Origin of the sequence: Actinopolymorpha sp. B17G11 (assembly GCF_040196095.1) — a bacterium.
GTDB lineage: Bacteria > Actinomycetota > Actinomycetes > Propionibacteriales > Actinopolymorphaceae > Thermasporomyces.
Window position 1 is genome coordinate 14,200 of sequence record NZ_JBEFTW010000022.1, and the last position, 24,945, is coordinate 39,144.

Below are 24,945 nucleotides of genomic sequence, written 5' to 3' on the forward strand. Positions count from 1 at the left end.
CCTCTTCCCTCCGTAAGGAAACCGCTGCCGCAGGAGAGGGGTTGCACCATGCCGCTGATTGGCCCGACAAATCAGCGAAGGCTCAGTCGTGCACGGCGCCCTCGTGGCCGCGATGCTCGACCGACTCAATCTGGAACGTCGAGTGTTCGACATCGAAGTGATGCGCAAGGCAGGCGCGGAGCGCGTCGAGCACCTTGCCGGTCTGTCCGCCGGCGATGGTGGCGTCGTCGACGACCACATGGGCGGACAGGACCGGAAGCCCGGAGGTGATCGTCCAGGCGTGCAGGTCGTGGACCTCGAGGACACCAGCGACACAACAGATGTGATCGCGCACATGATCGAGGTCGACTCCCTTGGGCGCCGTCTCCAGCAGGACATCGACGGCGTCGCGGAGGAGCACCCATGCCCGCGGCAGGATGACGACGCCGACCGCGATTGATGCCACGGCGTCCGCCGCGACCCATCCCGTGGCGGCGATCACGACCGCCGCCACGACGACCGCGACCGAGCCGACGAGGTCGCCGAGCACCTCGAGGTAGGCGCCCCGGATGTTCAACGACTCCGACTGTGCACGGTGCAGGAGCAGGAGCGACGCGGTGTTGGCCACCAGGCCGATCACCGCGACGACCAGCATCAACGTCGACGCGACCTCGGGCGGGTCGAGCAGGCGTCGTACCGCCTCGACGAGGATGTAGAGGGCGAGACCGAACAGCAGCACGGCGTTGATGACGGCGGCGAGGATCTCGGCCCGCTGCCATCCGAAGGTACGCCTGGCGGTCGGCGCGCGCTGGGCGAGGGTGATGGCGATCAGCGCCATCGTGACGCCGGCCGCGTCCGTCGCCATGTGCCCCGCGTCGGCGAGCAGCGCCAGCGACCCCGACAGCACCGCGCCGACCGCCTCGATCACCAGGACGGCCACCGTGAACGCGAGAACGGCGACCAACCGGCCGCGGTGAGCGCCGGTCACCGTGCCGTGGTTGTGCCCGTGACTCATCGTGCCGCTGTCTCCCGTACGTCGTGGCCCCCAGTCTTTCCTACGCCTGGCCGGTGGCGTCCGGGATCTCTCCTACCCGCTCGGCGAGAGGTGCGGGCTCAGGTCGCGAGGAGCGTGGACCACCCGGTGAGGCGCATGACCAGGTCGGGCAGTTCCTCGATCTGCTCCCTGGCCCGGACGTCCGCCTGCATCGGTTCGATCGAGCGGTGGTCGACGAGCCCGAGCGTCACCTCCAGGCGTTCGGCCAGTCGGGTGAGCCGGAGCCCCACCCGGCGGGCGATCACGGCCCGACCGGTACCGGGCGCGGCACCACCCTCCGCTGTGTAGGCCGACAGCGCGCGGCGCACCATCGCCGCGTCCGGTGCCGAACGGCCGAAGGCGGCGAAGTCCAACAGCGCGTGGGCGGCCTCGAGCGGGGCACTGTCGGGACCGGAGGTGTCCCAGTCGATGAGGACCGGACCGCGTTCGGAGATCAGGACGTTCCACGGTTCCACGGCGCGGTGCGTCACCACGTATCCGCCGGCCTCGGCGAACGCCTCGCCGATCCAGCGGGACGCGTCGAGGATGTCGGCCAGGTGTTTGCGCAGGGCAGGCGCCCACAGCCGCCCCTGTGCCTCGCCGTCGGCGAGCCAGGCGTGCCAGCGGACAGCGGGGAACAGGCCGTACGACTGCGGCTCCGGCGTGGCGTCGAGCGGCTCCAGCTGATGCAGCCGGGCCAGCGTCGCACCGAGCCACTCACCCAGGTCGTCGTCCTTGTCGACCGGACGATGGTCGATCCATTCGTACGCCCGGAACACGCCGAACCCGTGCACGCGGGTCGCGCACCCGAACGCCGGGGCGCGCGGCTCGATCGGTCGAGGAGCGTCGATCCCCGCGTGACAGGCGCGGACCTCGAACGCCATCGCGCGTTCGAGGTCCGGCCGCCACTCCGGGTCAGGTCCGACCCACAGCCGCTTCACGAGGAAGCGCCCCGCCATGGTGGCGAGCGCCCACGTCTCGTGGGTGCCGTACCTGTGAGGAACCAGCGCCTCGATCGGCCGCCCGAGGTCGAACGCCTGGGCGATCATGGCCGCCGACGGCGACGGCGGATGCGGAGTGGATGCCTCGGTTGAGGACACGGGCGGCGGCGCGGGCATCTGATCACGCTAGCGAGCGCGCCGGTCCGCGTCGACCAACACTGTGCAGAGTCGATGATTCTGTCGACCACGTCACCCGGGCGGGCGAGCGGAAGCAGACACGTCGAGGGCGATCCGTCAGTCCGCCTGGCAGTCGACGAGCACCTTGACGACGCCGCCGGACTCCAGTGCGTCGAACGCCTGGCTCACCTTGGCCAACGGCACGATCTCGGAGATCAGGGACTCCACCGGCACGTCGCCGCGATGGACCAGCTCGACCGCGGTGTCGAAGTCGGCCCGGTCGTAGACGCGCGTACCCACGATCGACAGCTCGCGCAGGAAGACCTGGTTGAGGTCGACGGGCACGGGGTCGGGGTGGATTCCCACGACGACCATCCGGCCGCGGACCCCGAGGACGTCTGTCGCCGTACGCACGCCAGCGGCCGCACCCGACACCTCGAACGCGACCGGCGCGCCGGCGCCAGCCGTCCAGTCGGCGACGTACGCCGGAACATCTTCAGTTGTCGGGTCGAGCGTGGTCAGCCCGATCTCCTCCGCCACACCGCGGCGGTACGGGTCGGGCTCGACGACGAGGACCCCGGCGCCCTCTGCCTTGGCGACCCGTGCGATCAGGAGGCCCACCGGACCGCCGCCGATGACGACGGCCCACTCGCCTCCGCGGAGGTTCGCCCGGCGTACGTCGTGAACCGCGACCGCGGTCGGCTCGACCAGGGCGGCCTTGTCGAGCGGCAGATCGTCGGGAAGCCGGATGACGACATCGGCGGGTACGGTCCAGAGACTCTGCATGGCACCCGGCAGGTCGACGCCGATGACCCGCAGCCGCTGGCAGACGTGGGAATGACCGGCCTTGCAGGCGGCGCAGATGCCGCACCACCGCAGCGGCATGACCGTGACGGGCGCACCGACCAGATCGGCCGCCACCCCGGCACCCACCGCCACCACCCTGCCCGACGCCTCGTGCCCGAGGATCGCGCGGTCGGGGACCCGGGCGTCCATCGCACCGTGGCGGATGTGCAGGTCGGTCCCACAGATCCCGGCGTACGCGACCTCGATCTGGACCTCACCGGGGCCCGGCGGCACTGGTTCGTGTTCCTCGACCCGGAGTGTGCGCTCCCGGGTGTACATGGCTGCGCGCATGTTTCTCCTCGCTCCGTACCCATCGTCGCCGGCCGGTTACGGTCACGCATGCGGAATGAGCGGGAAGACGGAGCAGATGTACGCCTGCCACTGTCCGTCCCGACCCGACCGGTGGTCGCTGACCGCTCGCTGACCGCGGACCGACTGCACGGCCGACGGCCGAGCGGCAGCGGCCGCGCACCCGGCGGGCGTCGTATCGCTCGGTGAGGACGGGAGATCAGCGACCGTAGAGCCGCCGGGTGTCGTACTCCTCGGTGCGCCCGGAAGCCTGCCGACGGCGCGGCGCCCAGATCACCATGGTCACCACGAGGCCGAGCGCCCCGACGACCATGAGGATCCAGCCGACGACGGAGATGTCGAGACCAGAGACGTCGTACTCGATCGCGAACGCGAGGATGGCGCCGACAGCGATGAGGAAGATGCTGGCACCAATACCCATGGAAACCACCTTGAACGCTGGGCTGACTTGGTCGTGTGGACGGACGGTGTAGCCCCCCGTTTGCGGTGATGCCGACGCACTGCGCGTACCGCGCCGTTGCGCGTCGCCGCCTGCACACAGTAGGACACGAGGTCAGCGGGGCGCGACCTGAACGGCCAATCCGTCCCGGGCGGTACGCCGCGTCGTCAGGTACCGTCAGGACAATCCGAGGCGTACGGCGTCACCAGCCGGGCACGGGGTGGAGTCAGCCTCGGACTGGCCGGGGGCCCGTCCGCTGCTACGTTGTGGGCCCCGTCGAAACCAGATGGGTGCGAGCAAGAGATCCAGCATGCCGAAGGCCGAGCGATGAACCCCTTCAGGGTGAGCGGCAGAAGAGGTCGTCGCGCCCAGACCACCGAGGATCCGGGCCAGGACCTCATGGACATCCTCTACCGGGACTACTACACACCGTTACTTGCGTTCGCCATGCGCCTCACGGGCGGGCAGCGGCAATGGGCCGAGGACGTCGTGCAGGAGACGTTGCTGCGGGCCTGGCGCAACGCTGCGGAGCTCGACCCTGACGGACGGTCGCTGATGCCCTGGCTCGGCACCGTCGCGCGACGTATCGTGATTGACGACCGACGTCGACGAGACGCCCGGCCCGCCGAGGTGGCCCACGAGCTCCCGGAAGTGCCCGTCGAGGACCAGACCGAGCGGCTCCTGCGGACCGTCACCGTCACCGAAGCGCTGCAGGCGCTCACCCCAGCTCATCGCGAGGTGCTCGTGGAGACGTTCCTGAAGGACCGTACGGTCAATCAGGCCGCCGACAACCTCGGTGTCCCGGTCGGCACGGTGAAGTCCCGGGTCTACTACGCGTTGCGCGCTCTCCGCCTGGCGCTGGAAGAACGGGGGGTGACACTGCCATGACGACGATCGATCACACGGACCACGGTCCGCACACCGACGTCGCGGCATACGCGCTCGGGCTGCTCGAGGACGCTGACCGGCAGGCCTTCGACAGCCACCTCGCGGAGTGCGCCAGGTGCCAGGCCGAGCTGACGGAGTTCGCGGGACTCGCCGGAGCGCTCCGCGACGTGGACCCCGCAGTACTCGACTCGAGTGCGGTTGCCGGCCCAGTGGACGGTGCAGTGGACGGCCCAGTGGACGGTGCAGTGGACGGGCCGGTGGACGGCGCGGAACCGGACGGCGCCGTCCTGGAGTTGCGGAGACGCGGGCGGCTGGCCGCCCCCGGGGTCGTCGGGGCGAGTGCAGACAGAGCGGGCCGTACGCGTCGGGCCGGCGGACCGCATGGAGCGCGGGGTTCCGGTGGCGCGGACGACACGAACGAGCGCCGGTGGATCCGGCCCGACCGGCTACTCGCGGCGGCCGCGGCCGTCGTCCTGCTCATGGCCGGTGCTGTCGGTGGCACGTTCATCGCGGATCGCGGGAGCGACACCACCGCCACGCCCGACAGTGTGCACCGCCCGGCGGGCGAACTTTTGCTCACCGGCGAACGATTCGCGACAACCGACCGTGCGACCGGTACGACCGGCGTGATCGGGGTGGAGAGCCGCAAGTGGGGCACCCACCTGGCAATGGAACTCCGCGGAGTCCACGGCCCGCTCAGCTGCCAGCTCATCGCGGTCTCCAGGGACGGCCAACGACAGGTGGCGATGAGCTGGAAGGTGCCGCCTGAGGGATACGGAGTCCCCGGGGCGCCCGACCCGCTCGTCCTGCACGGCTCGACCAGCATCCCGCGCGAGGACGTCGCCGGCGTGGAGGTACGCACCGCCGAGGGCAAGACCATCCTCAGGGTCTCCCTCTAATCCGAAAATCGACGGTCAGCGTCAGCGTCAGCGTCCATGGTCAGCGTCAGCGGCCATGCTCAGCGTCGGCGGCCAGCGCGGCACCGACGACGCCGGCGTGGACGCCGAGGCCGGCCGGCACGATCGGCAGCGCCCGGGTCTCAGGCGCCCAGATCATCCGCCGCGCCCGGTCCACCGCACCCGCAAGGTAGGCACCACCCGCAAGGCCGAGCCCGCCACCGACGACGACCGCCTCCGGATCGAGCGCGTTCACCAGCAGGGCGATCGCGTCACCGAGCGCGTCGCCGGCGTCACGGACGACCGTCACCGCCACCGGGTCACCGGCAGCGGCGGCGTCGAGCACCATCCGGGCATCGCCCTCGACCCGACCACCGGCGACCTGGCTACCAACAACCTGGCCACCGGCCACCTCACCACCGGCCACCTCACCACCGGCCACCTCACCACCGGCCACCTCACCACCGGCCACCTGGCCACCGGCGACACGGAAGCGTTCGACGAGCGCGGGACCAGCGGCCACCGTCTCCAGCAACGGCGGCTGATCGGAGGCGCCCGGTCGCCCCACGACGTCAGGGCCAGTGGGCTTGGCGCCAGGCGCCAGCAGGAGCAGGGCGTTGCCGCGGGCTCCGGCGTACGGCACGCCATGCTGGACGAGGCTGAACGAGATACCGGTACCGATCGTGACGTAGACGAAGACGTCGTGTTCGCGCCCGGCGCCGAAGCGGGCCTCGGCGAGAGCAGCCGCGCGGACGTCCGACTCGATGCGTACCGGCAGGTCGGTGCGGGCGGCAGGTCTGCCGTCCGCCGCGATCGCCGCCGCGAGCTCGTCACCGCGCCAGGCCAGCAGGTGGTCCGAGGTGATGTCGCCGGCCGGGCTGACGAGCTCGGGGACGCCGACACCGACGCCGCCGAGGGGACACCCTTCGTCCGCCACGGCGTCGGCGAGCTGGCGGATGAGGGCCACCGTCGTGAGCAGGACCGCGTCGCTGCCCCGGCGCAGGTCGGTCGGCACAGTGACCCGGTGGCGGACCGTCCCGGTGCGAGGGTCGACCACGCCGCCGGCGATCTTCGTACCTCCGACGTCGACTCCCACGAGCAGCTGAGGGGCTGCGGCGGTGTTGGCGGCAGTGTTGGCGGCAGTGTTGGCGGCAGTGTTGGCGGCAGTGTTGGCGGCAGTGTTGGCGGCGGTGTTGGCGGCAGCGTTGGCGGACCTCGTACGACTCACCCGGACGACTCCGGCGTCGCGGCGGTCGCCTGGCCGGCGTCAGGGAGGTACGCCGGGGCCACCCCGAACACGAACTCCACCGGCTCGGCCGACCAGTTGTAGTACTGGTGCGGCGTACCGGCCGGGAGGAAGAACCCGTCCCCCGGCTCCAGCTCACACCAGGACGCGACATCCGGCCCGGCCTCCGGGAGGTGGACGTTGAGCCGTCCCCGCGTGACGTACAACGCCTCCTGGCCGGCATGGGACTCGACGTCACCACGCCGGCCGGGCAACAGCTCGACCACACCGGCCGTGAGGTGTTCGGTCGAGGCCAGCAGACCGACGAGCACCTGCTGCTGGTGTCCCTCCAACCGGAGCCGCCGGTCGGCGACGCCGATCCTGGTGATCGTGTCCGCGGACCGGATCTTGTCACGCTCCGCCGGCCAGGATCCGAGCACGTGGTCCTGGATGTACGTCGACTGCTCGAGGTACGGGCGGGTGCGTGCGTAGCTGCCCGACGTCCCCTGCGACGGCGGCGGGGAGAAGAACTCCAGCACGCGGAGCTCCTCGTCACCATGGTTGATCACGTGGTGCCACGTGTCCCGCCGGAAGAACGCCGCCTCGCCCGGGGTGACGCGATGCACCTCGCCGGTCTCCGGGTTCGCGATCAGCATGACTCCGCTGAGGACGTACAACACCTCGTCGGCCGCGAAGACCGTACGAAACGAGTCGGAGTGCCGGAAGCGCCCGCGCGGCGGCAGGCCGAACACCAACTGGTGGATGTCGGTGCTGGAGACGTAGATCCAGTCCGACACCCGACCCGCGCCGTCGTCGCCCCAGAGGTGGCGGGTGACCGAGCGGTACGGGATGTGGGTGGGCTCGGTGAATGTCGGGCGCGGAGAGGGGGCGTAGGCCACGTCTCTTCCTCCGGATCTGTTCGGGATCTCACGGGTGTGGGCCGGCTCACCCATCCTCGGGACCGGCCTGCTCGGCGACATCGGCGGTGGAATCGGTGAGGACGACGCGCAACGGGTTGGCGTCGTCGCCCGTCCCGGAACCACCCGGTCCCCCGCGACCGGCACGCGGGCGGCGACTGGACGCGGCGAACTCGAACCGGTCCGCCCGGTACGTCGCCTCGAAGTACTCCACCGGCTCCCCGGCGTAGTCCTCACTCACTCCCCACAACGCCATGATGCAGGCACCCTTGGCCAGGTCGAGGTGGGCGCGTTCGGCGGCACTGGCGGCGCGGGCGGCGAAATGCTGGCGGGCACCCGCGAGACGCAGCCCGAAGTCCGATTCCAGGGTGGCGTAGAGCGAACGACCGGTCAGGTCGGCCTTCTCCAGTCCGCCGCACAATGCGTGGGGAAGGTAGCTGGCCTCCAGGACCAGCGGCTCACCGTGCGCCCTGCGGATCCGCCGCACCGTGACCACCGGCGAGCCGGCCTCGACGCCCAAAGCCGTAGCCACGTGGGGCGACGCCGGTACGACGGCCTGCTCCAGCACGTCCGACGTCGTCGTACTCCCCTGCGCGGCCAGCGTCTCGCTGAACCCCAGCAGGTGCAGTGCGTCGTAGGTGAGCTTCGGCTCGGCGACGAACGTCCCGACCCCGTGCCGGACCACGACCAGGCCGTCCGCGACCAGCAGCGCGATCGCCTGCCGCGCGGTCATCCGGCTGACACCCGCCTGCTGGCTGAGCGCGGACTCCGAGGCCAGCCGCGCGCCGGGACCGAGCGTGCCCGCGCGGATCTGGTCGCGGATGCCCGCCGCCACCTGGTGGTAGAGCGGCAGCGGGTTGTCCCGGTCCCGTCGTACCCGCTGACCGGTGGTCGACGCCGCCGCGCGTCCCGTCATCTGCTCGCGTGCGTACGGTCGTGCACCCGGTGGGCCGCCTCCCGCCCGGCCTCGCCGTCACCGAACGACAACGCCGGGAACGTGCTCGACACCTCGTGGTGCTTTCCGTCCTCACCGGACGCGATGGCGCCGAGCATGACCTCGAGCACGTGGTAGGCGTGCTCCGGTGCGACCAGCGGCTTGGTCCCGGCCGCCACCGACTCGACGAGGTGCTGCAGACCGGCGGTCCACGGCCATCCTGGGTTCGGACTTGCGTACAGCTTCCACGCGCCCTCGGAGTTCTGCCACAGCTCGTGCCCCTGGGGTGCCCAGTCGTCGCCGAGCATCTGGACGGTGCCTTCGGTGCCGTAGATCTCGACGGCGGGCGAACGGTACTGCTGCATGGAGAAACCGGTCGTCACCGTGGCGAGGACGGACCCGCCGAAGTCGAGCAGGATCTGGTAGTTGTCCGGCGTCTGGACGTCGATCATCCGGCCGTCGACCATGCGCTGGTCGTGGACCTTGCCGGTGAACGCCGACACCCGGCGTACCGGTCCCAGCAGCCCGGTGAGCGCGGTGACGTTGTAGACGCCGAGGTCGAACAGCGGCCCGCCGCCGGCCTGGTAGAACCACGGCCCCCAGTCGGGGCCGGCCCAGCCGTAGCGGCCGCGGGCGAGCGTCGGCCGGCCGATGTCGCCCGCCATGACGTGCCGCCACATCGCCTGGAACGTCGGGCTCAGGATGACGAACGGCGCGCACACGAGGTGGCCCGGGCTCGTCTTGGCCAGCTCGACCAGTTCGGCCGCCTCGGGCAGCGTGATGGCCATCGGCTTCTCGACGAGGACATGCTTGCCGGCGAGCAGCGCGTCCTTCGCGAGTGGCCCGTGCTCGGGCATCGAGGTGAGCACCATCACGATGTCGACGTCCGGGTCGTCGAGGACCTCGCGGTGGTCGGTCGTGAAACTGACGACGCCGGGTTGGTCGGCGACGATCTCGCGGACCTCTGGGTTGGCGTCACAGGTGACGATCTCGTCGAGCTGGCCGCGGGTGCGCAGCTGCTGGATGAGCGACATGTACGGCCAGCGGAACACCCGACCGCAACCGATGACTCCGAGCTTGTACGGACGTTCCGCGGCGACCACGGCGACCTCCAGTCACGGGGGGTGTCCCCAGTGACCCCCTATAGATGTCTAGATGTCTGGAGACGCTAGGGAGCGGTAGCACGCCCGGTCAACGCATCCGGCCGGGACCGGCCGCGCGGCCGTCAGGCTCCTGCGGCGGTGGCTCCTCCGTCGAGCGGGGCGAACAGGTCGACGGAGTTGCCGTCGGGATCGGCCAAGGTGGCGTAGCGCTGGCCCCAGAACGCGTCCCAGGGCGGGTTGTGGCCCGTGTATCCGAGCTCCAGCAGTTCGGCGTACGTGCGGTCGACGTCGGCCGCGGAATCGACCCTAAAGGCCAGTCCGATCCGGTGCCCACCACTCGGCGGCTTCCATTCGCTGTCGAACGAACGGACCACCTCCTCGGTGTCCCACATCAGCCGCAGGCCGCCCGGAAGCGGGGCCTCGACGTGGGGTTCGGTGTCGGCCTCGGGCGGGATGTCGAGGCCCAGCCGGCGATAGAACGCGAGCGACCGTGCCATGTCGGCGACGACCATCCCGATGGCGTCAAGACGAGGTTGCATGAACGGACTTCCTTCGTACGAGAGGGATAGGCGGAGCCAGGAGGGCTCCCCGCATTGGCTCGGCACGCTAGTCCGAGCATCCCCCGGTCGCCTTGAACGAATCGGCCATCGGCTCTCGCGTCAGCCGTCGCTACCCGCGGACCCACCGGGCGTCGCCTCCGCCAGCCGGGCATGCAGCCGGGCGCGGATCTCCTCGGGCGTGTAGGCCTGGCGGCGCCGCTCGGCCCGGACGATCACCGCACCCGTCGCCGCGACACCCACCACGCCTGCCAGTCCCAGCCATTTCCACCAGCGCACCCGCCTAGGCTACGACCATGCCGGGTACGACGATCACCCTGGACGAGGCGCTGGACCTGACACGTACCGGCGACATCTGGCTATTCCGCGGCCACTCCATGGCCGATCGCGCCATCCGGGTGACCACGAACAGCCCGGTCAACCATGTCGGCATGTCGGTCGTCCTCGACGATCTGCCGCCGCTGATGTGGCACGCCGAGCTCGGGCGGTCGTTGCCGGACCTGTGGTCGGGTACGCACCAGCGGGGAGTCCAGCTGCATGATCTCCGGGCGGCGGTGCTCGTCTGGGCGCGGAAGTACGGCCAGCAGGCCTGGCTCCGCCAACTCGACCAGCCGGTGACACGGGAGATGGAGGACGCCGTGTTGCGGACGATCGCGCGGCTGGACGGAACCCCGTTCCCGTCGAGCGCGCGGATGGTGTCGCGTTGGTTGCGTGGTCGGGTACCAGCCCTCGGCGTGCGCGAAGGCCTGTCGACACTGCGGCAGACCCGTGGCCGGCGATGGTCCCTGCCGGGCCGGGGCGGTGGCCGCGGTGGGCGCGGTGTCGATCTGGAGACCGCGTACTGCGCGGAGGTCATCGCGGTGACGTACGAGGCGATGGGTCTGCTGCCCACCGGCCGGCGGTCGAGCTGGTACGACGCGGGTCGATTCTGGAGCGGCGACGAGCTCCCGCTCGCGGCTGGCGCCCGGCTCAGTGGTGAGATCGCCGTGGAGATCCCAGGGGCCAGTCGTCGGTGACCATGCGCGGATGCCGAGCGGGTCGGGGTGGCTGCGGGAGGGAAACCCTAGGCTCGTACGCCATGACGGATCGCTTCCGGGTCGTCCCGGCCGCCTATGTCCTGCTCCGCCGCCACGAGAGCGCCGGCGACGAGGTGCTGCTCCAACTACGTCAGAACACCGGCTACATGGACGGCCACTGGGCGATGGGCGCCGCGGGACACGTGGAGGCCGAGGAGTCCGTGCTGGACTCTGCCTGTCGGGAGGCGCGTGAGGAGCTGGGCGTGCTCATCGAACCAGCCGACCTCACGCCGCTGACCAGCATGCACCGGACCGGGGGCAACCAGAAGCCGGTCGACGAGCGGGTGGACTTCTTCTTCGAATGCCGACGATGGAAGGGCGAACCTCAGCTCATCGAGCCCGCCAAAGCCGCGGATCTGCGCTGGTTTCCGCTCGACGCGCTGCCCGATCCGGTCGTACCGCATGAGCATGTGGTGCTCCGCCGTCTCGGTGAGGACCGGCTGGCACCCATCCTCACCTTCGGCTTTCGCTGAAAGCTTTGTTGACTTCTCGATCGGATGCCGACGACTCGTCCGACCCCCGACGCTCCCAGCCCCGACGCATGATGGGCAGACCCGCAGGAGACCATGGGGCGATGATCCTCGAACACGCGTTACTCCCGGTGCTGCCCGGTCAGGAGGCAGAATTCGAGGGCGCCTTCGCCCAGGCGAAGGAGATCATCGCGCGCATGCCCGGCTTCGGTGGGCTCACCCTGTCGCGTTGCCTCGAACGACCGAACACCTATCTCCTGCTGGTGCAATGGGAGCGGTTGGAGGATCACACCGAGGGTTTTCGCGGCTCGGCCGACTACCAGGAATGGCGACGCCTTCTGCACCCGTTCTACGAGCCCTTCCCCGTCGTGGAGCACTTCTCGCCAGTCCTCACGGCGTAAGCCCGCCTTACTCCTCGCCGGAGAACCGTTCCCACGCCGACTGTCGGCTGATGCCGAGGGTTTCACCGATGCGCGCCCAGGTCACCCCGCGCTCACGCAGGATGCTCACGTGCTCGGCGACGGCCCGCTCGACATGATCCGGCGCGGTGTCGAGCCGAGCGATGCTGGCCAGCAGATCCTCGGTGCTCCTGCCCTGCAGGTCTCCGAAGAGCTGGCCGCTTTCTTCGGCGATGACCTGCTCGGCCAGGCGGATGCACCCGTCGCAGATGAAGACGGCCGGACCGGCGACGAGCCGGTCGACCTCCTCCTTGGACTTGTTGCAGAACGAACACCGCAGATCCGATGGCGATATCTGGGTCGAGGACACCGGCTTCCGCCTCCTTCGCACCATGGCGTCAGGATATCCCTGACGCATTGTCAGGTTAGACCTGACAGGATGCAGGGGTCAAGTGTCGTGCAACGCGCCCGAGCGCTCGACACGCTCTGACCGCGATCGTGACCGTGGCCCGGGGTCTTCGGTCGCCTGGGCGGTCTGACAAATCTTCGACGGGCAGCCCGGAACGGCGGGACAGTGGATCCTGGTCGCAGGAGATGCGCTGCTGCAGCAGGGGCGACCATCGTGAGCAACCTCGAACGCCGCCGACTACGGAACCGTCTACACCGCGCCGTCGACGCCCTCCTCCACCGCGACGAACCGACCGTCTCGCAGTTGCCGAAGCGTTCGCCGTACCTCATTCGTACGACCGGGGACGCCGACGGGCCGGACGAGCCACCCGCGTTGCCGCCAGCCCTCGACTTTCTGCTCCGGCTGGGCGAACTCCTGCTCCGCAGCGGCGCGGGTTCGGTCGACGTCGAGGCATCGGTCCTCGCATCCGCGGCGGCGATCGGGCTGCGCGACGTGGAGGCTTCCGTCACGTACACGCAGGTTCTGGTGTCCATCGCCGTCGGTGACGCAGATGCACCTGTGACGGATCTGCGGATCGTGCGCGCCCGGGCGGTGGACCACAACCGGCTGGTCGAACTCCACCAGATGGTCCTCGCCCTCACCGAAGGCGAACTGGCCCCGACCGCTGCGTACCAACGACTCCGCGTCATCGAAGGGGCGCCGAAACGCTATCCGCGTTGGGGTGTCACGGTCGCGTGGGGCGCGCTCGCGAGCGCCGTCGCCGTCCAGTTGGGCGGTGGACTCCTGCTGGTGATGGTGACCTTCTGCACGACCGTTCTCATCGACCGGATCGGCCGGCGGCTGGCTCACCGCCACGTGCCCGACTTCTACGTGACCTTCGCCGGTGCCGCGATCGTCACCTCGGTCGCCGCAGGTCTGACAGCTGTCGGCCTTCCGGTACAGCCGCCGCTGGTCGTTGCCGGGTGCGTCGTCGTCCTGATGCCCGGACTCGCGTTGTTGGCGGCTGTCCAGGACGCATTGACCGGCTTCATGGTGACCGCAGCCGCGCGGACGATGGAGGTCCTGCTGCTTTCCGCGGGAATCATCGGTGGTCTGGCGGTCGCGCTGATCGTCGCCAGGCAGGTCGGAATCGTCATGCCGGTCCAGCCGCCGCCGCCGTTCACCCTGTTGGGACTACCGCACCGGTTCCTTTCGGCCGGCGTCGTGGCCGGCGCCATGGCGGTGGGATTGTACGTACCGCTGCGGCTGGTTCCGGCCATCTTCCTGCTCGGAGGCTCTGGGTACGCGGCCTTCCTGGGCCTGGACCACCTGCTCTCCTCACCGTCGACCACCCGGGCGGTGGTGGCGGTCGGCATCGGTGTGTGCGGCTACGCCGTCGCTTCGCGCCGCCGGCTGCCGGCCCTCGCGGTGGTCTTGCCGGCCATAATTCCGATGCTGCCCGGCCTGACGATCTACACCGCGATGCTCCAACTCACACAAGGGAACAGCTTCCTCGGCATCTCCGATCTGCTCATCGCGGCGACCGACTCCCTGGCACTGGCGGCGGGTGTCATCTTCGGCGAGTTCCTGGGTCAGCCGTTACGGCGTCGCCTCCCGCGGTGGGAACGCCGCTATGCCGGACCGCGTCTCGTCGGCCCGCTGCGGATCCGCCGCAACCGTCAGGTCGTGCGACTGTCACACAGCCGTCCCGGTCGTACGCCGCCGGACGGACAGGGTTGACCCGACGGGCACGGGCAGCATTCTGTCGTGCACACGCGTTACGCTCCACGACGTGCGCGTGGTCAGCTCACTCCTGCACCCCGACGACCTGGCACGACTGGTCGAGCGGGAGTACGACGTTGCCGGACCCGTGGTGGCGCGGCTGCTGCGCCGGGGATTCAACGACACCTACCTGGTGGCCGACAGCGCCGGCGAGCGCCGGATCCTTCGGATCTACTCGCGCGACAAGTACTGGGTGCGGTCGGCGGACGATCTGCTCTTCGAACTGGAACTCCTGAACCACCTGGCGAGTGCCGGATGCCCGGTGTCCCATCCGTACCCGCGTCGCCGCGGCGACCTGCTCGGCGAGCTCGAGGCACCTGAAGGTGAGCGGCACTTCGCGCTGTTCACGTTCGCGCCCGGCGTACCCCCCGGCGAGGACGGCTCGCTCGGCATCGAACGCGCACGCGCCCTCGGCACCGAGATCGCCCGGCTCCACGTGGCCATGGACGAGTTCGGGTCACCGCGGCATCGATACCACCTCGACCTCGAGCGCCTCGTCGACATGGCCCTCACCGCCATCGCCGAGCACGTCGGCCCCCACCAGCAGGCCAGCTACGCCGAGCTGTGCACACTCACCGAACGCCTGAAGGCGTACATCACCCGGCTCGACCTTCCGGAGCATGCGTACGGCCTGATCCATGGCGACCTCTACGGCGGAAACATCCACCTCACCTCCGCCGGCGAGTTCGCGGTGTTCGACTTCGACCACTGCGGCTTCGGGTGGCGGGCGTACGACCTGACGAACTTCTACCCGCGTCAGGACTCCTCGGACGCGAAGCGGGAGGCATGGTCCGCGATCGCCGCCGGCTATGCGTCCGTGCGGGCGTGGAGCGAGGCCGAACAGCGGGCCATGCCGGCCTTCGCCGCCTGTCGCGAGCTCTGGGATGTCGGCGACTGGCTCGGGGCCGCCCACTGGGCCGGCCACGACGTGGCACCCGAACGGCTCAGCCAGCGCGCCCTGGACCGGGTACGCAGAGCCCTCGGTTCGTTCAGGTGGGAGGGCTGAACGTCCAGTCGACCCCGCGGGGCTGGCCGCCGAGCTTGCCACCAGCCGCTGTGTAGGCACGGATGGCGGCGGGATTGTCGTCGTCGGTAAGAACCCACATGCCGTAGCACCCATGCTCGGTCGCGAGATCGGCCAGCCGGCGGACCAACGCCCGACCGATCCCCCGGTTGCGGAAACCCTCGACGACGCCCAGCTCGTAGAGGAACATCTCGGTCCCCTTGTCCGGGTGCGTCATCTCCACACCAGTGACCATCCCGACCGGCTCGCCGTCGATGTAGGCCACCAACAGATGATGATCGGGCGTACGCAGGAACCGCTCGGTGGCGTCCGGCCGCGGCTGCTGATCGAAACACGCGGCGGCCGCCATCACCTCGGCGACGTCTTCCGGGCCCAGCCGAACGATCCGGATCTTCTCAGGTCCGGTCTGTGTCATGCGCGGATGCTAACCCGGAATCCGCAACCGAGCCGCTCCTGGATGAGGGACACCCTCCTCCCTCCGGCGTTCCTGTGGGGGACCCTTCCGCCAAGGGTGCGCGCCAGGTCAATCGGGGAGCATCGGCACCGACAGGCCCTGGTCGCGGCCGAGGAGCACCGCGCGGGTGACGGCGCCCGTGCCGAATCGATCCCGCACGTTGTCGAGCGCCGCGTCGAGAGCTGTGCCGCTCTGGCGATCGAACGGCAGCTCCAGCTGGATCGCGGCGTCGTCGTCGAGGTTCGCGATGGCGATCCCGACGAGAGTGAGGCCCTTGCTCTCGATCAGCGGTCCGGCTGCCGTGAGCAACCCACGCGCCGTCGCCAGGATCGTCTGCGTGTGCGCGGTCGGCCGGGGCAGCGTGTGTGACCGGGTGGCGCGCGTGTAGTCGTCGAAGCGCAGCCGGAGTACGACAGTCCGCCCGAGCCGGCCAGCCGCCCGCAGCCGGCGGGTGACCCGATCGACCAGGCCGACGAGCGCCGCGTCGATGGCCGCGGACGTCTTCGGCGAGCGGCCGAGCGCCCGCTGTGAGCCGATCGAACGCCGCCGCCGACCGACCTGGACCGGCCGCGGGTCGCGGTTGTGGGCCAGTGCGTGGAGATGCCGGCCCGCCGCCTGGCCGAGCATCGCGACCAGCGTCCGCTCCGCGAGCTGGGCGACCTCACCGACATGCGTGATCCCCCGGTCGTGGAGCTTGCGGGCGGTCACGGGCCCGACCCCCCAGAGCCGCTGCACCGGCAGGGGATGCAGGAAGTCGAGCTCACCATCGGGGGGGACGACGAGCAGCCCGTCGGGCTTCGCCACCCCACTCGCGACCTTGGCGAGGAACTTGGTGCGCGCGACCCCGACCGTGATGGGCAGACCCACCTGGGCGAGAACGTCGTGGCGGAGTTGCCGCGCGATCTCGACGGGCGTCCCCGAGATCCGCCGCAACCCGCCGACGTCGAGGAATGCCTCGTCGATCGACAGCCCCTCCACCAGCGGCGTCGTGTGCCGGAAGACCTCGAAGACCGCCTTGCTGGCGTCGGAGTACGCCGACATCCGGGGCGAGACGACGATCGCCCGGGGGCACAGCCACCGCGCCTGCGCCCCACCCATCGCCGTGCGTACGCCATAGGCCTTGGCTTCGTAGCTGGCGGCGAGCACCACGCCCCCGCCCACGATGACCGGCCGGCCGCGCAGGCGTGGGTCGTCCCGCTGCTCGACCGAGGCGTAGAACGCGTCGAGGTCGGCATGCAGGATGGTCGCCTCACCACTCGCCACGAACACATGTTCGCATCCCCCGCCGACAGGCGTGCGGGCGATTCGCTACACATGCGCTGGCGACACCACGGTCTCGTTCGAGGCGACCCCGGCCGCCATCGCCACCATCAGAGGGCCAGGAGGCGTGGCTGCGCAGGCACACCGTTGTCGAGGAGTTCGCGGAGTACGACGGGAAGTGCGCGCGGCGAGAACAGATCCGCCCCGCGATAGGCGTCGAGCTCGGCCAACGACCACCACCTGAGGCCGGCGATGTTCTCGGCCGCGAGCTGGTCCGGTGTGAACGAGCCGCGCGGATCGAAGTGCGAGGTCCGCAGCAGGAAGTAGTCGTTGACCACACCGTCGTAGTGGCGCGCGTGGCCCGGCCCTTCGACCACCTGGTGCCAGACGTGCGGCGGTGCGCCGTCGAGTGCGAGCCCGACCTCCTCGTCCAGCTCGCGGCGAAGTGCCCCGAGGAGTGTTTCGCCGGGCTCGATCCCGCCTCCGGGGCTCGCCCACACGACGATCCCTTGCCGGCTCAGATCGAACCGGCACAACAGGATGCGCTGCTCGTCGTCGACGATGAGCGCGCGGACCGCATGACGAAGACGTGGGCGCACCGGCCCCACCCTAGGACGTGCCGGTTCAGCTCCGCACCAGGCGGATGGGGCCCTCGCTCCCCGATGGTCGCGCGTACGACCTCAGCCGGCGCGCTGGCGTTCGCGGTAGGGCGCGGGCGTCCGCGCCCGCACGGTGGTCTTCCGCCCCCAGAACTGCTCCCACGTCGCCTCGGCCTCGGCCACGCCGCGGGCGTACGCCGCTGTCGCCTCGTCGGATTCGTCCCAGTGCTCGTGACCCTCGAACTCAGTCGGCCCGCGACCAAGCCTCTCGGCAATCAGCTGGTCGTACACCGGTGTCTCGCTCATCGATGCTCCTGTAGCCCGCGTGGCTTGACGGCGGTGCGTCTCAAAGCCGCCGGGCCCATCCCTGCCCCGTAGCGTCGACCGAGAAGCCGATCACGTCAAGTCCCTGACCGAAAGCAAAGAGTAAAGATTCTCTGCGATTGGCTCGCGCTGCGAGACGCTGGCTCGCGCTGCGAGCCCTGGTCCACCAGTGTCGGCGTAGGGTCGACCGGCCAGAAGCGTGCGGCGCCTCTGTCGCTCGCTGGAGTGAGGAGGCGGGCGTCGAATGAAGATCACCGCGGTGGAGATCCTGCGACTGCGCGGCCCGGCACCCGAGCGGCCTTCGTGGTACCGGCAGAGCAGGCCCCTCGCGCACTACCCCGAGCACGCGCCGACGTCTCGGTGGCAGAGCCGCTCGGCCCACCCGGGCGTCCAGGAGGCCGACTACCTGCAGATCCGCGCTGGCGACCACCTCGGTCTCTACGGACCCGTCGACCGGCCGGCATCCACCGTCGTGACCAACGAGCTGCGCGACTTCCTCATCGGCAAGGACCCGCGCGCGATCGCGATCGTGTGGGACCAGATGTACCGCCGTGACCGGCACTCGCGGTCGAGCTACCCGATGATGGCGATCAGTGCGGTCGACAACGCCCTGTGGGACCTTGCCGGTCGGCTGCACGGCGTTCCCGTCTACGAACTCCTCGGCGGACCGCGGGCGGCGACCGTCGAGGCGTACGCCAGCACCCTCGGCACGTCGCTCGACGAGGGCGCCGCCGAGGACCGGGCCCGAGCGCTGGCCGACAACGGGTTCGCGTACCAGAAGTGGTTCTTCGCCTACGGCCCTGGTGACGGGCCCGCCGGCATGACGGCCAACGTCGACCTCGCCCGTCGGCTGCGTACGGCGGTGGGCGACGACGTGGAGCTGATGTTCGACGCGTTCATGAGTTGGAACCTGCCGTACGCACGGGAATGGCTGCGCCGGGCCGGGCAGTTCCGTCCGTACTGGCTCGAGGAGCCGCTGCCACCGGACCAGCTGGAGGCGACGGCGACCCTCAACCGGGAGTCCGAGGTCCCGATCTCCGCCGGCGAGCACCTCTACGGCAGGTGGGAGGCGCAGCGCTACCTTGCGGCCGGAGCCGTCTCGATCCTGCAGTCCGACCCCGAATGGTGTGGCGGGGTGTCCGAGCTCGTCCACATCTCCACCGTCGGATCGCTGCACGGCGTGCCGGTGATCCCGCACGGTCATGGCATCCGGGCAGCGCTGCACGTCGTGGCGAGCCAGCCGCCGAGCATCTGCCCGAGAGTCGAGTACCTGCTGGAGTTCATGCCGTTCAAGCTCCACTTCGAGCAGGTGGTTCCCACGCCGGTGGACGGCCGGATCACGCTCGGGACGGAGCCGGGATTCGGCATCGCGTTCGACGAGTCGCGCATCGACGACATCCGTACGTTGTAGCAATGCCTGCGGCCGGTGAGGTGCGCATCGCAGGCTGCTCACCTTCGGTGCGTGCCCGCACCCTGCACGGAACGCGCCGCCCGTGCGGTTGCCAGACTGTCCGGCATGGAACCGACCTTCGTCCTGGTGCACGGCGCGTTCGGCAATTCGTTCAGCTGGGCGCCGATGCAACGCGAGCTCGCCCTGCGCGGGCACCGCTCGCTCGCCGTCGACCTGCCCGGCCATGGTTTCCAGGCCGCGTTCTCGCCCGCCTACCAGGCGCCGCAGGACCTCGCCGCCCTGGCCGCGGCGCCGACGACGCTCAGTGGGGTCACCCTCGCCGACAACGTGGAGCACGTCTGCGACGTCGTACGCCGCGCCTCCGAGCACGGGCCTGTCATCCTGGTCGGACACAGCCGCGGCGGCCTCACGCTGACCGGCGTTGGCAATACGGTTCCGGCCCTGATCGATCGGATCGTCTACGTCTCGGCCTGGTGCTGCGTCGACCTGGCGCCGATGGACTACGCATCAACCCCCGAGCACGGACCGCCGAGTCTCAACGAGACCAACACCGCTCTCGTCGGGGACCCGAGGAAACTCGGCGTGATCCGGCAGAGTTTCCGGATGGCCGACCCCGACAAGCTGGCCAGCCTGAAGGCCGTGCTCGCGGACGACTGCACCGAGGCCGAGTTCCTCGCCTACCTCAACACGCTGGAGCCGGATGAGAATCTCGACGTCGGTGGCGACGACGCGCGTGCGCAGGCTGGCACCTGGGGCCGCGTTCGGCGTACGTACATCCGACTCACCCGCGATGCCGCCATACCGATCGCTCTCCAGGACCGCTTCATCGCCGAGGCGGACGCACTGACGCCGGACAACCAGTTCGACGTGCACTCCCTCGACAGCAGCCACGTCCGGGTCCTCGTCCACCCGGAGGACACGGCCGCGATCCTGGCCGGCCTGGCGAAGTAGCCGAACGGATTCGGCTTGCCCCAACCGACCCGGATTCCCTGTCCGACAGAACGACACGCCCGGGCGCTCGTTGACCTTCGGACGCTCCCGCGGCGCCGCCCGCGCCGTCGCGACGCCGCGCGGATCTGACCCGTTCGGCGAGACGCCAACTCGTAGCGTGCTACGGTGGGCACAAGTTGCAGTTGTGGTTCCCATGAACGTTTGTGTGCGCCTGCTGGTTACTCACCAACGGGCGCATTTCTGTTTATCCGGACCTTTCTCCGGAGGGTCGAACAACGCAGCGACACCGGCTCGCACCGTGCGAAGCCGGCACTGCCACCCTGAAGGAGACAGCGATGGCGACAGGCACAGTGAAGTGGTTCAACGGTGACAAGGGCTTCGGCTTCATCGAGCCGGACGGCGGCGGCGCCGACGTCTTTGCCCACTACTCCAACATCCAGGCCCAGGGCTTCCGTGAGCTGGCCGAGGGCCAGAAGGTGGAGTTCGACGTCGCGCAGGGCCAGAAGGGCCCCCAGGCGGAGAACATCCGCCTCGTCTGAGCACACGTACCACCGCGAAACCGCGCCCTCGCCAACTGGTGAGGGCGCGGTTTTCATGCCAGCGGTCGAAGCGCGTTTCGTGCGGTGACGGTTTGCGGCCCTCCACCGTCGGCGACGTCACGCATCGATCAGGTGCTGGCGCGGTCGGAAGGCGCGGGCCTGGGCCCTGCGGACAAGGCGACTCGCAGCCGGCCTGCCGAGCGCTCCGCCGAGTGCTCCCAGGAGGAGTGCCGGAAGCGCGAGCCACCACATGCCGAGCACGCCACTGTCGCGGGTACTGCTGGGCACGTTGAGCCCGTTCACGTTCTCGTTCCTGGCCCCCGGGGAGTTCGCCTGTGCGGCAGCCTCGTCGGCCGGTTGGGGGACGGACTCGACCGGGACACTCGCCGTCCCGTCGAGCATCCCCCAGCGTCCCAGCAGCGCGAGAAGCCCCTCCGGATCCGGCGAACGGTGCCACACTCCAGCCCCGTCCAGGTCAACCGCGTCGCCTTCCCACGCTTCCCGGGTGTTGATCCACACTCCCTCCTCGGTATCGACCAGGATGCGGTCCAGCCGCCAGATGGAGATGTCGTGCACGAGCCAGGTGACATTGGTCTGTGAACCACCCGGGCCCAGGACCTGATCGACAGGCGCACCTTTCTGCGCGACGGGACTCTCGTCGAGTGCGCGCGACAGCAGCGCGTACTCGTCGTCGGAGTGGTACGCCGATGCCGTGACGCCCTTCTGCGGCGAGACGACGAGGACGCTCGTCGGTCCGCCAGCGTGTGCCGTCCCCGGCCCGAGTGCGAGAAGGCCCACCATCGCGCCCACCAGAGCGAGGACCAGGCCGCGCCCGCGAGGGACAGGGTGTGTGGATGCGTGCGTGGAGCGGGACATGAGTGGCTCCTTCGATGACCGCGGAGTGGGTCTGACGCCAGTGCTACACCGCTCCCCGTCCCCGCGTTCCCCGGATCCCGCTTCGCCCATGCCCACATCGCCCTTCACCGCGACGCCGCTCGCGGCACGGCTCGCGTTCAGGAAGCTGACCGGGCGATCTCGAATGCGCGCCGCTTGTCTGCCACGCCCTCGAGCCGGAGGGTGACACCGCCCGACTCCCACACCAGCGTGGGACCCGCGGGACGCGCGGACTCGGTACGTTCAACTCCCGCCTCGTCGATGAGTGCGACCTCGTGTGGCGTGGGGAACCACAGGGCGGTACGCCCGTCCAGGTCGACGTACTCCGCTTCGCCCCTGCTGACCGACTTGACGAACATCGGCGCCAACCGCCCCTCGAACTCGTCCAGGCGCCGTGTGCCGCCGGAACTGCTCCAGCTGAGCGACAGCAGCCGGCCGTCCGAGGCGACGTCGACCTTGTCCGGTGTACCGAGCGCACGGGGCACTACAGGGATGAACCGCACCAGCCGCGCCGCGTCCTTCATGGTGAGCGATCCGGTGGCAGACGGCGGCGGCGGCGCCGAGGGGACCCGTGGTCCGGGGCGAACGACCACGCCGAAGCCGAACCACTCCGCCACGGTCGCGCGTACGGGCGGCGTCAGCGCGAGGGCCACCACCAGTGCGGTGGCGGCGACGACGGCCACGCGTCGGGGCTCGCGCAGGACCGTCCGGATCGGCTCCGTCCAGGCCGCTGTCCAGGCCCGCAGCCGACCTCGGTGGCCGGTCGGGGCGGGTTCTGCCGCCAGCCGTTCCATGACGGCCGCGGCGAGGGCGTCGCCGTCCGGCGCGGGAGTGTGGATCGTACGACCGAGGACGCGAAGGTCGTCGGCCAATCCATCGCCGGGTCGCCCGCCGAGTTCATCGGCCGGGAGCCGGCCGCTTGGCGGGAGGTCAGGTCCCATGGCCGGCCTCCTTCGTATCGTCGTACGCCTCCGTCGACGGCGCGTCCACCACCACCGCTTCCGGCGCCTGACGGTCCGGACCGGCGGCATGCCGCGGCTCTGCGGCTTCGACGGGGGTCACGGCGGTTACGGCGGTCACGGCGCCCGGCAGTGGCTCGGCGGTCTCGGCCAGGCGGGTACGCAGGCGACCCAGCGCGCGATGCAGCCGGGACTTCACCGTCCCGCGCGGCCATCCGAGCACCGTGGATGTCTCCTCCTCATCGAGCTCCAGGAGATACCGGCAGACCACCGCGCGGCGCTGCGGCTCCGGCAGCTCTCTTACGGCGGCGAGAAGTGTCGCCCGGCGTTCGCTGGACAGCACGTCGCTCGCCGGATCGGGAGCCGCATCGTCCAGACCGTCCACCGAACGCAGCGTCGCGTCCCGGCGCCGCTTCGCCGCGCGTACCGCGTTGCTCGTCTCGTTCGCGACGATCCGCAGGAGCCAGGGCCGGAACGCCGAACCGGCGCGGAAGCCACCCAGCGCCCGATAAGCCTTGACGAACGCGATCTGGACGACGTCGTCCGCGTCGGATCCCGCGCCCAGCAGCACGGCGGTCCGATGGGCGATCGCCGAATGACGGCGTACGAGGTCCGCGTACGCCTCCCGGTCGCCGGAACGTACGCGGGCGATGACCACCTGCTCGGCGGCCTCCGCGGGGTCGGTGATGCGGACCTCCTGACGGTGCCTCCGGCTCAGGATGCCTGCCGGCTCCCGATGGCACCACTGCCCTGTCCTACACCACCGCCCGGCAGCGGGTTCCCGTGGCGCCAGATGCGGCTCGGAGTGGGGACGCCTGTGCGGGCAGGGTCACGGAGCTGGCGCGGCTGACCGGATGGTTGCGGCTGGCAGCTGCCAGCTGCGCGGGGCCGGTCAGCCGACCGGCGTGGACTCTGCGGACCGCGCGGCGACGGCCTCGGCCGGCAGCCGTGACTCCAGCGCCACCACGACCAGTCCCGCCGCCAGCGCCGCCACGCAGACGATCAGCCACAGCGCGACCGGCTGCCAGCTGAACAGCTGGGTGAAGAACGCCGGCGCCACGACACCGCTGAGCGCGAACGAGAACTGGAAGGTCGACATGTACCTGCCGCGCTCCCGTTCCGGGCCCAGTTCCGACGCGAGTGCGTTCGACGCGGGCGCGTGCAGCAACTCCGCCACGGTGTAGAGGATCGTGACGGGGAACAGCGCCACCACCACCCACTCGACCGGGATCGCGAACATGGTCGCCATCAGGACACCCCAGCCGGCCCAGCCGAGGCCGGCGACGCACATCACCCGCGTACGCCGGCGCCCGGCGAGTCGCTTCACCACCACGGTCTGGCAGAGCGCGAGCGCGGCCGTGTTCAGCGCCAGCAGTACGCCGACTGCCCAGCTCGCCTTGCCGAGCAGGTGATCGACGTACACCGGCAGGCTGAGCCCGAGAAGCCCACTGCACAAGGCGAAAACCGTGTTGGCCGCGACCAGGACGAGGAACGGTCGGTCCCGCAGTGGGCCGCCCACAGACGCCCGGCCCGCCGACGAGGAAGGTCCGCTGTCGTGCGTACGCCGTGGGATCCGAAGCCAGAGAACCAGCGCCGACAGGGCGAAGGTCGCGGCGTCGAGGACGATCACCAGGCGGAACACCGACTCGTCGCCGACCGCCAGCAATGCCGCGGCGAGGAGCGCGCCCACACCGACTCCGGCGTTCTGCGCGGCGCTGGATTTCGCATAGGCATGGTCGCGGTCGGCCGAGGACGCCAGGTCGGCGATCAGCGTGAAGATGGACGACCAGTACGTACGCTGCCCGACCGCCGCCAGGCCCGCTGCGACGAACAGGGTGACGGCCTCGCTGACCAGGAGGAAGCCGGCGAAGCCGCCGGCCTGCAGAAGGAGCCCGCAGAGCACGACCGCGCGGGATCCGAACCGGTCCACGAGGCGACCGACAAGCAGTGGGAGCGGCAGGGTGAGGAGCTGCGCCGCCGACAGGCACAGCCCTGTCGTCGCCAACGAGATCCCGGCGACCTTGGTGAAGTACAGCAGCGACACGGGTAGATACAGCCCGCTGCCCACCATGTCGATGACGACGACGGCGATGAGGGCACGCATCCAGCCAGGACGGTGCCGAGGTGGCGCGGACGGTGTGGACACGATCTCTCCCCAGAGAGTCAGACTGT

At 70.2% G+C, this 24,945-nt stretch carries 29 protein-coding genes; 10 read left to right on the forward strand and 19 right to left on the reverse strand.

Annotation, left to right across the window (positions count from 1 at the left end):
* Positions 1-82: 82 nt before the first annotated feature.
* The 4 genes from ABN028_RS21395 to ABN028_RS21410 form a co-directional block, all read right to left on the reverse strand.
* Positions 83-994: a cation diffusion facilitator family transporter gene (locus tag ABN028_RS21395; RefSeq protein ID WP_349330995.1), complete on the reverse strand. Its 912-nt coding sequence runs from the start codon at positions 992-994 to the stop codon at positions 83-85.
* A 98-nt stretch (positions 995-1,092) separates the two neighbouring features.
* Positions 1,093-2,130, reverse strand: a complete 1,038-nt coding sequence (locus ABN028_RS21400) for a phosphotransferase (RefSeq protein WP_349697850.1) — start codon at positions 2,128-2,130, stop codon at positions 1,093-1,095.
* 117 nt (positions 2,131-2,247) lie between these two features.
* Entirely contained in the window at positions 2,248-3,267 is a 1,020-nt protein-coding gene (locus ABN028_RS21405; RefSeq protein WP_349330993.1) for a zinc-dependent alcohol dehydrogenase, read from the reverse strand.
* Positions 3,268-3,484: 217 nt separating this feature from the next.
* A complete protein-coding gene (locus ABN028_RS21410; RefSeq protein WP_349330992.1) occupies positions 3,485-3,706 on the reverse strand; it encodes a DUF6458 family protein in 222 nt (73 codons plus the stop codon).
* Positions 3,707-4,066: 360 nt separating this feature from the next.
* On the opposite strand from ABN028_RS21410, the gene ABN028_RS21415 reads away from it, so the two are divergent.
* Positions 4,067-4,612: a sigma-70 family RNA polymerase sigma factor gene (locus ABN028_RS21415; protein WP_349330991.1), complete on the forward strand. Its 546-nt coding sequence runs from the start codon at positions 4,067-4,069 to the stop codon at positions 4,610-4,612.
* Complete coding sequence (locus ABN028_RS21420; protein WP_349697851.1) at positions 4,609-5,511, forward strand: anti-sigma factor; 903 nt, start codon at positions 4,609-4,611, stop codon at positions 5,509-5,511. The genes ABN028_RS21415 and ABN028_RS21420 overlap by 4 nt, the downstream gene beginning before the upstream one ends.
* 46 nt (positions 5,512-5,557) lie before the next feature.
* Here the strand turns inward: ABN028_RS21420 and ABN028_RS21425 are convergent, their stop codons facing one another.
* The 6 genes from ABN028_RS21425 to ABN028_RS21450 form a co-directional block, all read right to left on the reverse strand.
* Positions 5,558-6,736 (reverse strand): ROK family protein, encoded by a 1,179-nt coding sequence (locus tag ABN028_RS21425; RefSeq protein ID WP_349697852.1) that lies wholly within the window; start codon positions 6,734-6,736, stop codon positions 5,558-5,560.
* Positions 6,733-7,632, reverse strand: coding sequence for a cupin domain-containing protein (locus tag ABN028_RS21430; protein WP_349330988.1), 900 nt, complete (start codon positions 7,630-7,632; stop codon positions 6,733-6,735). Before ABN028_RS21430 ends, ABN028_RS21425 begins: the two co-directional genes overlap by 4 nt.
* Before the next feature lie 46 nt (positions 7,633-7,678).
* The gene (locus ABN028_RS21435; protein ID WP_349697853.1) at positions 7,679-8,566 is read right to left on the reverse strand and encodes a GntR family transcriptional regulator; all 888 of its coding nucleotides are present in this window, start codon (positions 8,564-8,566) and stop codon (positions 7,679-7,681) included.
* The gene (locus ABN028_RS21440) at positions 8,563-9,687 is read right to left on the reverse strand and encodes a Gfo/Idh/MocA family protein (protein ID WP_349330986.1); all 1,125 of its coding nucleotides are present in this window, start codon (positions 9,685-9,687) and stop codon (positions 8,563-8,565) included. Before ABN028_RS21440 ends, ABN028_RS21435 begins: the two co-directional genes overlap by 4 nt.
* A 122-nt stretch (positions 9,688-9,809) precedes the next feature.
* Positions 9,810-10,226, reverse strand: a complete 417-nt coding sequence (locus ABN028_RS21445) for a VOC family protein (RefSeq protein ID WP_349330985.1) — start codon at positions 10,224-10,226, stop codon at positions 9,810-9,812.
* A 120-nt stretch (positions 10,227-10,346) separates the two neighbouring features.
* Positions 10,347-10,523 (reverse strand): hypothetical protein, encoded by a 177-nt coding sequence (locus ABN028_RS21450; protein ID WP_349330984.1) that lies wholly within the window; start codon positions 10,521-10,523, stop codon positions 10,347-10,349.
* 17 nt (positions 10,524-10,540) lie between these two features.
* Between ABN028_RS21450 and ABN028_RS21455 the strand changes: the two genes are divergently transcribed.
* From ABN028_RS21455 to ABN028_RS21465, 3 genes are all read left to right on the forward strand, one after another.
* Entirely contained in the window at positions 10,541-11,260 is a 720-nt protein-coding gene (locus ABN028_RS21455; RefSeq protein ID WP_349697854.1) for a hypothetical protein, read from the forward strand.
* Positions 11,261-11,322: 62 nt separating this feature from the next.
* Positions 11,323-11,793, forward strand: coding sequence for an NUDIX hydrolase (locus ABN028_RS21460; protein ID WP_349697855.1), 471 nt, complete (start codon positions 11,323-11,325; stop codon positions 11,791-11,793).
* 101 nt (positions 11,794-11,894) lie between these two features.
* Positions 11,895-12,191 (forward strand): antibiotic biosynthesis monooxygenase family protein, encoded by a 297-nt coding sequence (locus tag ABN028_RS21465; protein ID WP_349697856.1) that lies wholly within the window; start codon positions 11,895-11,897, stop codon positions 12,189-12,191.
* Positions 12,192-12,198: 7 nt separating this feature from the next.
* On the opposite strand, the gene ABN028_RS21470 is transcribed toward ABN028_RS21465, so the two are convergent.
* Positions 12,199-12,558 carry a ClpX C4-type zinc finger protein gene (locus tag ABN028_RS21470; protein ID WP_349690235.1) on the reverse strand — a complete coding sequence of 120 codons (360 nt, stop codon included), beginning with the start codon at positions 12,556-12,558 and terminating at the stop codon, positions 12,199-12,201.
* A gap of 252 nt (positions 12,559-12,810) precedes the next feature.
* Here ABN028_RS21470 and ABN028_RS21475 point away from each other — a divergent pair, with 252 nt between their 5' ends.
* A complete protein-coding gene (locus ABN028_RS21475) occupies positions 12,811-14,316 on the forward strand; it encodes a threonine/serine exporter family protein (RefSeq protein ID WP_349330979.1) in 1,506 nt (501 codons plus the stop codon).
* A gap of 52 nt (positions 14,317-14,368) precedes the next feature.
* Positions 14,369-15,364, forward strand: a complete 996-nt coding sequence (locus tag ABN028_RS21480) for a phosphotransferase enzyme family protein (protein ID WP_349697857.1) — start codon at positions 14,369-14,371, stop codon at positions 15,362-15,364.
* On the opposite strand, the gene ABN028_RS21485 is transcribed toward ABN028_RS21480, so the two are convergent.
* The 4 genes from ABN028_RS21485 to ABN028_RS21500 form a co-directional block, all read right to left on the reverse strand.
* Positions 15,348-15,797: a GNAT family N-acetyltransferase gene (locus ABN028_RS21485; protein WP_349330977.1), complete on the reverse strand. Its 450-nt coding sequence runs from the start codon at positions 15,795-15,797 to the stop codon at positions 15,348-15,350. The genes ABN028_RS21480 and ABN028_RS21485 overlap by 17 nt on opposite strands.
* Positions 15,798-15,905: 108 nt before the next feature.
* Positions 15,906-17,099: a DNA polymerase IV gene (dinB, locus tag ABN028_RS21490; protein ID WP_349330976.1), complete on the reverse strand. Its 1,194-nt coding sequence runs from the start codon at positions 17,097-17,099 to the stop codon at positions 15,906-15,908.
* 107 nt (positions 17,100-17,206) lie between these two features.
* Positions 17,207-17,695, reverse strand: a complete 489-nt coding sequence (locus ABN028_RS21495; protein ID WP_349330975.1) for an NUDIX domain-containing protein — start codon at positions 17,693-17,695, stop codon at positions 17,207-17,209.
* Positions 17,696-17,776: 81 nt separating this feature from the next.
* Positions 17,777-18,001, reverse strand: a complete 225-nt coding sequence (locus tag ABN028_RS21500; protein WP_349330974.1) for a hypothetical protein — start codon at positions 17,999-18,001, stop codon at positions 17,777-17,779.
* Between the two features lie 262 nt (positions 18,002-18,263).
* Between ABN028_RS21500 and ABN028_RS21505 the strand changes: the two genes are divergently transcribed.
* The 3 genes from ABN028_RS21505 to ABN028_RS21515 all read left to right on the forward strand — a co-directional run bounded on the left by ABN028_RS21505 (position 18,264) and on the right by ABN028_RS21515 (position 20,920).
* Entirely contained in the window at positions 18,264-19,430 is a 1,167-nt protein-coding gene (locus ABN028_RS21505; protein WP_349697858.1) for an enolase C-terminal domain-like protein, read from the forward strand.
* Positions 19,431-19,535: 105 nt separating this feature from the next.
* The gene (locus tag ABN028_RS21510) at positions 19,536-20,381 is read left to right on the forward strand and encodes an alpha/beta fold hydrolase (protein ID WP_349697859.1); all 846 of its coding nucleotides are present in this window, start codon (positions 19,536-19,538) and stop codon (positions 20,379-20,381) included.
* Positions 20,382-20,716: 335 nt separating this feature from the next.
* Positions 20,717-20,920: a cold-shock protein gene (locus ABN028_RS21515; RefSeq protein ID WP_349330971.1), complete on the forward strand. Its 204-nt coding sequence runs from the start codon at positions 20,717-20,719 to the stop codon at positions 20,918-20,920.
* A gap of 117 nt (positions 20,921-21,037) precedes the next feature.
* Here the strand turns inward: ABN028_RS21515 and ABN028_RS21520 are convergent, their stop codons facing one another.
* The 4 genes from ABN028_RS21520 to ABN028_RS21535 all read right to left on the reverse strand — a co-directional run bounded on the left by ABN028_RS21520 (position 21,038) and on the right by ABN028_RS21535 (position 24,877).
* Positions 21,038-21,796 carry a hypothetical protein gene (locus ABN028_RS21520; RefSeq protein WP_349697860.1) on the reverse strand — a complete coding sequence of 253 codons (759 nt, stop codon included), beginning with the start codon at positions 21,794-21,796 and terminating at the stop codon, positions 21,038-21,040.
* Between the two features lie 137 nt (positions 21,797-21,933).
* Positions 21,934-22,755, reverse strand: coding sequence for a hypothetical protein (locus ABN028_RS21525; RefSeq protein WP_349697861.1), 822 nt, complete (start codon positions 22,753-22,755; stop codon positions 21,934-21,936).
* Complete coding sequence (locus ABN028_RS21530; RefSeq protein WP_349330968.1) at positions 22,745-23,431, reverse strand: RNA polymerase sigma factor; 687 nt, start codon at positions 23,429-23,431, stop codon at positions 22,745-22,747. The genes ABN028_RS21525 and ABN028_RS21530 overlap by 11 nt, the downstream gene beginning before the upstream one ends.
* A 234-nt stretch (positions 23,432-23,665) precedes the next feature.
* Positions 23,666-24,877: an MFS transporter gene (locus ABN028_RS21535; RefSeq protein ID WP_349697862.1), complete on the reverse strand. Its 1,212-nt coding sequence runs from the start codon at positions 24,875-24,877 to the stop codon at positions 23,666-23,668.
* Positions 24,878-24,945: the final 68 nt, after the last annotated feature.